Origin of the sequence: Xenorhabdus aichiensis (assembly GCF_028598775.1) — a bacterium.
GTDB lineage: Bacteria > Pseudomonadota > Gammaproteobacteria > Enterobacterales > Enterobacteriaceae > Xenorhabdus > Xenorhabdus bovienii.
Genome location: NZ_JAQRFO010000053.1, coordinates 19,925 through 28,966, shown reverse-complemented (window position 1 = coordinate 28,966; position 9,042 = coordinate 19,925). Strand labels below are relative to the sequence as shown.

At 34.5% G+C, this 9,042-nt stretch carries 11 protein-coding genes and 2 pseudogenes; 10 read left to right on the top strand and 3 right to left on the bottom strand.

Annotated elements, in window-relative coordinates:
* Positions 1-67 precede the first annotated feature (67 nt).
* From PSI22_RS17925 to PSI22_RS17915, 3 genes are all read left to right on the top strand, one after another.
* Positions 68-505: a hypothetical protein gene (locus PSI22_RS17925; protein WP_273580923.1), complete on the top strand. Its 438-nt coding sequence runs from the start codon at positions 68-70 to the stop codon at positions 503-505.
* A gap of 139 nt (positions 506-644) precedes the next feature.
* The gene (locus PSI22_RS17920) at positions 645-1,421 is read left to right on the top strand and encodes a hypothetical protein (protein WP_273580922.1); all 777 of its coding nucleotides are present in this window, start codon (positions 645-647) and stop codon (positions 1,419-1,421) included.
* Between the two features lie 139 nt (positions 1,422-1,560).
* Positions 1,561-1,776, top strand: a complete 216-nt coding sequence (locus PSI22_RS17915; protein WP_273580921.1) for a hypothetical protein — start codon at positions 1,561-1,563, stop codon at positions 1,774-1,776.
* Positions 1,777-1,968: 192 nt separating this feature from the next.
* On the opposite strand, the gene PSI22_RS17910 is transcribed toward PSI22_RS17915, so the two are convergent.
* Positions 1,969-2,178 (bottom strand): hypothetical protein, encoded by a 210-nt coding sequence (locus tag PSI22_RS17910; protein WP_273580920.1) that lies wholly within the window; start codon positions 2,176-2,178, stop codon positions 1,969-1,971.
* 143 nt (positions 2,179-2,321) lie between these two features.
* Between PSI22_RS17910 and PSI22_RS17905 the strand changes: the two genes are divergently transcribed.
* Complete coding sequence (locus tag PSI22_RS17905) at positions 2,322-2,450, top strand: hypothetical protein (protein ID WP_273580919.1); 129 nt, start codon at positions 2,322-2,324, stop codon at positions 2,448-2,450.
* An 8-nt stretch (positions 2,451-2,458) separates the two neighbouring features.
* On the opposite strand, the pseudogene PSI22_RS21550 reads toward PSI22_RS17905, so the two are convergent.
* Together PSI22_RS21550 and PSI22_RS21545 are read right to left on the bottom strand one after the other, a co-directional pair.
* Positions 2,459-2,617, bottom strand: a pseudogene (locus PSI22_RS21550) (IS1 family transposase); the annotation flags it as partial.
* A 34-nt stretch (positions 2,618-2,651) separates the two neighbouring features.
* Positions 2,652-2,753, bottom strand: coding sequence for an IS1-like element transposase (locus tag PSI22_RS21545; RefSeq protein WP_370689043.1), 102 nt, complete (start codon positions 2,751-2,753; stop codon positions 2,652-2,654).
* Between the two features lie 667 nt (positions 2,754-3,420).
* Here PSI22_RS21545 and PSI22_RS21540 point away from each other — a divergent pair.
* The 6 genes and pseudogenes from PSI22_RS21540 (at position 3,421) to PSI22_RS17875 (ending at position 8,761) form a co-directional block, all read left to right on the top strand.
* On the top strand, positions 3,421-3,780 hold the full coding sequence (locus PSI22_RS21540; RefSeq protein ID WP_370689042.1) for a LysE family transporter: 360 nt from the start codon (positions 3,421-3,423) through the stop codon (positions 3,778-3,780).
* Between the two features lie 616 nt (positions 3,781-4,396).
* Positions 4,397-4,561: pseudogene (locus PSI22_RS17895) on the top strand (branched-chain amino acid transport system II carrier protein); the annotation flags it as partial.
* Positions 4,562-4,599: 38 nt separating this feature from the next.
* Positions 4,600-5,913, top strand: a complete 1,314-nt coding sequence (locus PSI22_RS17890) for a sodium-dependent transporter (RefSeq protein WP_273580918.1) — start codon at positions 4,600-4,602, stop codon at positions 5,911-5,913.
* Positions 5,914-6,163: 250 nt separating this feature from the next.
* Positions 6,164-6,622 carry an L-alanine exporter AlaE gene (gene alaE, locus PSI22_RS17885; RefSeq protein WP_273580917.1) on the top strand — a complete coding sequence of 153 codons (459 nt, stop codon included), beginning with the start codon at positions 6,164-6,166 and terminating at the stop codon, positions 6,620-6,622.
* Positions 6,623-6,638: 16 nt separating this feature from the next.
* Positions 6,639-7,622 (top strand): hypothetical protein, encoded by a 984-nt coding sequence (locus PSI22_RS17880; RefSeq protein WP_273580916.1) that lies wholly within the window; start codon positions 6,639-6,641, stop codon positions 7,620-7,622.
* Positions 7,619-8,761 (top strand): cysteine desulfurase family protein, encoded by a 1,143-nt coding sequence (locus PSI22_RS17875; protein WP_273580915.1) that lies wholly within the window; start codon positions 7,619-7,621, stop codon positions 8,759-8,761. The genes PSI22_RS17880 and PSI22_RS17875 overlap by 4 nt, the downstream gene beginning before the upstream one ends.
* Positions 8,762-9,042 lie beyond the last annotated feature (281 nt).

Sequence of the window (9,042 nt, the reverse complement as noted above, 5' to 3'; positions counted from 1 at the left end):
TTGAGGTCAGTGTCCCTCAGGAGGGGGGGGGAAGTGTGATTGGAAACTGAGTAATATTACTTTCGAAGTGAAGCTGAAAGATACGTCAAAAATTGCGCCTCTTATTGACGATAATTTTGGATTTAATACGACATTTGTTATTGATGGTAATGCACCACAAGAATTCGATGGTGGATATATAAAAAAAACAGGTAATTTAAATGAAGAAATTACTCTATTTCCTTTACTAAGAGAGCGGTTTTTAGGGGGACATAGTCAATCATTTTATTTGGTAGGAAAATATGATGTTATGACATATAAAATGGATAATGGTAGAAAAATTCATCTTAATGTCTTATATGAAAAAAATTTTTTAACTCATTGGAATGGAGGAAAAAATAAGGATGCAGATACATCAATGACTTATCCTGACGGCACAATAATATACAATGGTGATGTAATACCAGACTTTGATAAATTAATGCGTATTCTTGAATCAAGAAACAGCAAACAGACTAAGATGTAGTCATTCAGATTTAATCTGACAGTCGCCCACTTTGATTTAGTGCCTGTCAGATTAAATAAACTGCCCGATGTTTTTAAACAAGATGTTAACCAAGATGAATTATTGAAACACGCTCTTGAGCGATACAAGGAAGGCATCCATGAAATTTCTCTGTAATAAAAGCGTATTATCTTTCCTAATTGCGTTGTTTTTCCTACAAGGATGCGCGCAAAGCGACTCATTCTCTCCACCGATGAATGGAGAGAATATTCATTTTACGGCCACTATTCCTGATGAGTTGGATGCCTTACCCATTTCAGCCATGTATCGTTCTAAAATTTGCCGCAAAGAACGCCGAACCGCGAATATGAAGTCGTATTCTGTTCCGGGTTTTCATCATGCCACCTACCCTCTATCAATCGGTCAGTCAAATCAAGTTGAGGTCAGTGTCCCTAAGGAGGGGGGAGGGAAGTGTGATTGGAAACTGAGCAATATTACTTTCGAAGTGAAGCTGAAAGATACGTCAAAAATTGCGCCTCTTATTAAAAATAATTTTGGATTTAAAACGACATTTGTTACTGATGGTAATTCACCACAAGAATTTGATGGCGGTTATTTAAAAATAAACGGGGATTTGCATGAAAAAATAATTTTATTTCCCCTTCTAACAAAATTATTTTTAAGTGTAAATGAGACTTCATTTTATCTTATAGGGAAAGGAGATCCGTTAACGTATAAAATAGGAACGGCTAAAAACATTAACCTAAGTTACATATATATAAAACAAATGCTTTCAATTTGGATTGATAGAAAGAACAATGACAGGCCATTTATGACATATCCTAATGGCGATATTGTTTATGGCGAGGTTAGACCTGAATATGAAACATTGATGCGTATTCTTGAATCAAGAAACAGCAAACAGACTAAGATGTAGTCATTCAGACTTAATCTGACAGTCGCCCACTTTGATTTAGTGCCTGTCAGATTAAATAAACTGCACGATGTTTTTAAACAAGATGTTAACCAAGATGAATTATTGAAACACGCTCTTGAGCGATACAAGGAAGGCATCCATGAAATTTCTCTGTAATAAAAGCGCATTATCCTCCCTGCTTGCTGTGTTTTTCATACAAGGATGCGCGCAAAGCGGATCATTCTCTCCACCGATTAATGGAGAGAATATTCATTTTATGTCCACTATTCCCGATGAGTTGGATGCCTTACCCATTTCAGCCATGTATCGTTCTAAAATTTGCCGCAAAAAACAACTAACCGCGAATATGAAATGACCTTCAAAAAAGTGTCCGGTTTTTCTTGAGCAGAACATCTGGCGGCGATTCAAGTTGTCAGGCGAGACTTCTTTAGCGGCTTTATCGCATAAGTGCCCCAAGCTTTTTTATGCTCTCACTGTTTCGGCATGCACCAAAACATTGTTCTTGGAACAGGCTTTACGTCAATTTCTTATCCAGAATTAGGGTAAATTAAGGATTTATTATTTTTTTGCACAAAAAAATATCAACGTGTATTATGTGTAAAATACATTCGTAAGGATTATCTATGTCATTTCTTTCTTTTTCATTCTCTCCTATTTGGCTATCTTTTATTAGTTTCATTATCTTCATACATGTTAATGCAAATAAATCTAGCATTACCGTAAATATAATTGCCTTGGTGATAATTTCTTTTTCCATTTGTTTTGTTTATCCATTTACTAACATTTTCATTACTGAAAAATATTTTTATTTTGACAAGTTTATTGTTTTTTGTTTATTATCTTCCGCGATATCTATGTTCATAAATCTGATAATACTTTACATATATAGGATAATAATAAATGAAAGAACTATTACCAAATGAATTAACAATTATATCAGGGGCTGGTGATGCATCGGATAAACTAACAGAAAATGTAGCTTGGGGAGCTGGTATAGGCGCCGCTACGGGTCGTGTATTAAATAGTTAGATCGTTTATTAAAAATAGTTCTCACGCTCAATGAAAGTGCCAATCACTTTATCGTGCATTTCCGCCGATTTAGAATACCCTATCGTTTTTCGATTCAGTCTTTTTATCCGGGTTCGATGCGTTAAATTATTTCTTTCTAAACGTTGGGTGAATGTCTTCCCCGTCAAGAGGAAGCGTTGTCATGACGGTGCTTGTGGCCACTTACAGGACACGGGCGGTGTCGAGGATCCCTCCGTTATTCATTGCCATATTGATAATCTGCTCTTTAACACCGGGTTTGCAGACTTGATAGGTGTATTCCAACTAAAAGACCTTACAGCAGGCATAACAGCGATAACGAGGGATGGCCACCATTTCCTTTTCCATGCCCCCCACCCTGCTAAAAATACACAAATTAATGGAAAATAAAATCCTAGCCATAATATAAATCAAAATAATTAGAGTAGCAGTCAAAAAAACTAACGGTGTTAAATAACCTGCTTAGCCATAAAGGTAATTTTTATTTCAACTTTCAGTAATACCTATATTTGGTATTACTGAAAATAGTTACACCAATACAATCCAAGATACCTTGTAAAGATCAGAGAGATTTCGGATTGGTAGAGATAATTATCTATCAGATAAAGATAAACATCAATTATCTGAATACACGGTGTAACTCAGCATTATTTTATAAGGTGATGAAAGAGAACAAAAAATCTATCAAGAATATTAGGATTTACAGTTACTCCACTTGTACAAGTGGGACATAGGAAATCGGGTAACAAAGTTGAACACCTAAAATATCATTCCTCCCTAAAAGAACACACATAATTAACCGTAAATCAATCCCTTACTAATTAATAAAAAATGTTATTATTACAAATGTATCAAATATTTTATTTTAATATGCAAACAAATATTAATTGACAAAAGTTTATTACGATGATTAAAATAAGTTATCACTACCACTATTGACGCATATTAAAAAATGATTGCAACCTTAATATTTGTTCATTTTCTGGCTTTTCTTTCTTTTGGGCCAAATTTTTTCTACGTGATGACATCATCATTAAATAATGAAGAAAAATTAAAATCTGTATTAGTGGTTACATTTGGAATTGTAATTTGGTCAATTTTATCTGTTCTAAGCTTATCAATAATAATCAAAAATAAAGAAATAATACATTTAATTACTATGGCAGGATTTATATATCTATTTTATTTATCACTAAAAACATTTAATAACCGAAAAGAAAAAATAAAAAAATCTATTAATTATAATTTTTTAGGTGGACTCATAACAAACCCTAAGTCAATAATTTATTTCACAAGTATATTGTATATATAATATGGGTTGAATGATTTATTTGGCTCTATTTCTTTCTCTATAGTATATTAGAATAAAAAACCGTAGGTATTTACAACAAAAATAAAGAAATCATAGATGTTTTAATAGCTATATTATTAGCAAAAATGGATAAATATGACCGGCTAAAATATAAAATATTTGTTGTTTTAAAATGATCATATATAGAAATTAAATTCTAATTTTACAGAAAAATTATCTAAAGAAATATTTAATAACATGGTTAAATAAAAAATAACACAATAACTATATATGTTGATCAAGATTATTGGAATTTATGTTCACGACTACATAGTGCTGATCATTTAGTAGCATTAACTTTGAGCAACATGATCAGCTGTAATGGAGTAATAATCTTGGACACCTCACAAGGCGTTGGTGCATGCCTTTTAGCACTTAAAAGTTTTACTTGGGGGCAGTTGTTGGCGATTCTAGCTGTTATTACCACTATCATTCTGTATCTTATGCGTATCAGTGAATATGATACTTATCACTGACTGTTAAATCAGAATCCAGTTTCGTCAGTGGAAATTCAAATAGTTGTAATAGTTACTATTACATGTTCAATTATTTTTACAACAATAAGTTAACAATTATTATGGCATACCGTTTATCATCTAAAAATATTTTGGCATTGGGCTTTATGACCTTTGCCCTATTCATCGGGGCAGGAAATATCATTTCCCCGCCTATGATTGGCCTGCAAGCGGGTAAGCATGTTTCGAACGCTGCTGCGGGTTTTTTGCTTATGGCTGTGGGCCTAAGTACATGTGCTGACACTGTATCTATTCGGGGGTTAGCATGAGTCAACAATGGACATCCCGTCTGGGGCACGTATTAGCAGCAACCGGATCTGCCGTTGGCATTGGTGCCATCTGGAAATTCTCGTATGTTTCAGCAACAAATGGTGGCGGTGCATTTCTGGTTGTATTTTTATTGTTTAGCTTTGTGATTGGATTAGCGATTCTGTTAGCTGAAAACATACTGGGAAGCAGTACGGGCGAAGTGGCCATTAATGCGTTTAAAAAATTACTTGGTAAACACTGGGGGTGGGTTGGCTTTATAGGTATATTCAGTTCATGGTGTATCTATAGCTTCTACAGTGTTGTCGGTGGTTGGACCATAGGTTACACAGTGATGGCGAGTACAGGAAAGTTGAATATTACAGACATTTCTCAACTGACATCTATTTTCACCAATTTCATCAGCAATCCATGGTGGCCGATAATCACACATCTGATATTTTCAGGATTAACCTGTTTCGTAGTATTATCTGGTGTGCAAAAAGGTTTGGAAAAGTCAGTTAAGGTCATGATGCCACTGTTATTCTTGATCATGATAGTGTTAATTATTGTCGGCATCCGTTTACCTGGTTCATCAGAAGGACTAAAATTATTCTTATACCCAGACTTCAGTAGTTTGACCGGAAAAGGTGTTTTAGATGCATTAGGGTTGGCATTTTTTTCACTGTCTATCGGTTTGGGGATCCACATTACGTACAGCTCCTATTTGCCTAATAACAAAGGTATTGGTAAATCGAGTATCTGGGTTGTAATCCTCTCCTGTTTGGTCTGTATATTGGCTGGCCTGATGATTTTTCCTGCTTTGGCCGCTGCTGGTTTAAAACCAAATGCGGGACCCGGATTAACGTTTATGACGATGCCAATTTATTTCGCCAATCTTCCTGGTGGCTCAATCTTAGCAGTCACTTTCTTTTTATTATTATTAATGGCCGCACTAACCTCATCAATTTCACTACTTGAGCACATTGTTGCTTATGTTCAGACGCGTTTTCAGTGGTCGCGTCGTAAAGCAAGCTTAATAGTCACGGCATCGATTATGTTAATGGGGATCCCTGTTTCCTTATCTTTTGGCCCTCTAAGTCACGTCACATTAGGTGGAAAATCCATCTTCGACATGCTGGACTTTATTACTTCCAATGTTCTCATGCCATTGTTCGGGATTATCATTTGCCTCGTATTTGGCTGGTCACGTAAGGTCAATGCACTAATACCGGATAATATGTCATCGTGGAACCGTCAGTGTTTACTGTTTATATGGAGATATGTCGGACCTTTATGTATCGGAGCGATTTTGGTCCACGGACTTATTTAATTGTGTTAAGTGTTGGGATATTATAATTCTTTTAATAAGTCGATTATTAAAATAATCGACTTATTAACCTGGTGGTGATTTAGATCGGAGTTTATGTAGCTGCAAGCCGCATAAACTCTGGATCTGTGACGACATAGATTGCCGCCGGGTTAATAATATTACAAAAATACAGTGATTGTAACCAATAACCTCACTTGTAAAACTACAACCAGCTTATTAATGTATTTTAAAATAGTGGAGGAATAAAAACATGGAAGCAAAAGCAACTCAGCCTCACAATAAAAGAAAAATCAATTTTCTTTCTGATATATTTGCATTAAATACCTTTTGCTATATTATTTCTTTGCCAATTGAGCTTGGCTTTGCGCAAATGAGTTTTTCAACACATTTGCATACCCGTTTTATTGGACTTTTCATCATTACGACAACTGCCAGACCTTTTGGTATTTGGCGAGATTGGATTTTCAAAAAATTCAAAATTTCTAATGAGGACAAAGGAATAAAACCTTACCTGGTTGATACTTTAGCCTATCTTTCATTTGAGATGCCTTTATATATTACCAATCTTACGATTAGTGGGGCTTCTTTAGAACAGATGATTAAAAGTATTCTTTTCTTTGCTTTCATTGCCGGCATGGTGGGACGCCCATACGGTATTTATAGAAATTTCATCAGATGCAAAATATTTAAACTTGACTCTAGTTTATAAAAAGGAAACTTAATAGATGGAAAGAACATTCCCTTTACTGGAAAAACTTAGGAATAGTGTTGTTGTTGACTGCGGTCATATCATCATATCTGGAACAAGTAAAAAATACCGTTTCGGTTTAAATGGAAATTGTAGCGAAGGGGAATTACTCTCTTTCAGAACAGGAATAAATCTTGTATCCAGCCTTAGACAATTAAATAAAAAAGCAACGTTGAACCTCTATCTTTCTGATCTTTCCGGAATAAGTGGAGGTAATGAAGAAAGATATGCTATATATGAAAAAATCAAATCTGGAGATAAATGTCAGTTTATTCCAAAAGAGTATATTTCACTGTTGGAAGATGCTGGATTTAATGAACATGACATTGAAATAAACCTCCAGTCAAAGGGAAATGAAAGGTTTAAAAAGATTATAAAAAAAACGATGTCAAGGATATCCAGTGAAAAAAGTAAAAATGACTATAGAAAGTCACTTTACTCTGAATATAGCGCTTTATTTCTCACAAATAAAGCCAAGGAGATTTTCTCAATCACCACACCCTTTTTATTTAATCATTTAGATGAAAATGAGTATTTTAATGGTAACTGGTGGGCTAATGACGATACCACAATAAGGGATTCATGGCTAAAGGATTTACCATTTTTGAAAATCAAGAAAAATCCATTTGTCAATTTATATGAAAGCGGAGGTAAAGTTCTTTGTCCTGCTACATATAGTGGACTTTTATCTCATTATAACAATGATGATGATCATATAGCTGTATATTCAAGGCGAGATGATCCGTTTGTAGGGGAAAAGGTCATAAGAGGAGTCATTGCTTCTAATATTCTTGATAAAGATTTCTCAAGAAATTGTTTGCAAGTGATACTCTCTAACTACGATGAACAAGAATTATCAATTATATGTAAAGATACCATCAAAAAAACAAATGAAGATTTTAATGATTTTTTAAATAAGATTAATCAAATCCAAAATTCAAAAGGACTTGTGTTATTATGAAACTCGAATATATCTATCTTGATAATGCTGCAACAACAATCCCTCTTGAACATAGATTTGCAAAAAGAACATTTATAGCTAATCCATCCAGTTCACATTTGTTAGGGAGGCAAGCCCGTAAATTCCTTGATGACACTAAAATGCTGTTATGTGATAAATTCGGAGGTAAACCATACAATTATATTTTTAACTCAGGGGCTACTGAATCCGCAAACTTTATTATTCAGGGGATCTGTAAACATATAATAAGCAGAGGATTAGAAAGAAATGAGATAATTATTTCAGAAATAGAACATCCTGCAATATTTAACACAGCAAAAAAAATGGAATCATTAGGCTTTAAAGTCAGAGTGATTCCGGTAGATAGCAATGGTGTTATAAAAATTGAAGATGCTTTAGCGTTCCTCAATCAGAGGACGGCGATGGTTTGTGTCATGTCCGTAAATAATGAAACTGGAGTCATTCAGCCATTGAACTCATTATTTAGCCGGATTAAGGATTTTAGCAAAAATATAATAACAGTATGTGATGCTGTACAGGCGGTTTTTAAAGGAGTAACACTCCCTCTCCTTACTCATACTGATTGTTTCTTCGCATCAGGGCATAAAATAGGTGCCAATAAAGGTATTGGGTTCCTCTATATGAATGCAGGTGTCTTTGTTGAGCCACTGATGTATGGCGGTGGGCAAGAGGAAGGTCTCCGTTCTGGAACTGAAAATATGGATGGGATTGGTTCTTTACATGATTCCATCATGTACCACACTCAGAATGAAGAAAATATAAAAATTCATTTAAAAGATTTATCAGGAAAACTTTATTCGTGTTTAAACAAACTGGGTATTGTTTTTAGTGTAAATACTTCGGATGCAGAGAAAAGTGACTATATTCACTCTGTTTCATTCGACAATTTGCCCTCAGCTCAATTGGCTGAATTTTTATCGATAAATGGGATTTTTGTATCTAGGGGTTCTGCATGCAGTAGCACATCAACTCAGACATCTCGCGTTTTGTCTGCTATGGGGCTGAACATGCAATGTATTTCCTCAACAATACGCATTTCATTTTCTCCCCTCAATTATGTTCATGAAGTAGAACTGTTATGTAATAAAATATCGGAATTTAAGAACTCAAGATTATGAGTAACAAGGGTGAATAATGAAGAGTATTGCCATCATAGGTGAAGGGTTGGGAGGAATCTCAGCGTTCTCACAGCTCGTTGAAAACCAGGTTATTGGGTATCACGAAGCGGGATGATGCTGTCTCCCTATGAATGGTAAATGATTTGATTATTTTGTTTAAAATGTTATCAAATTCACATAATCATAAATATTAGGTTTATTTCTATTATTATTTTTAGCAGAATCCACGGTCTTTTAATGCTTTTAAAATAAAAAAATTGCTTGTATGGCGGGAAAAACAA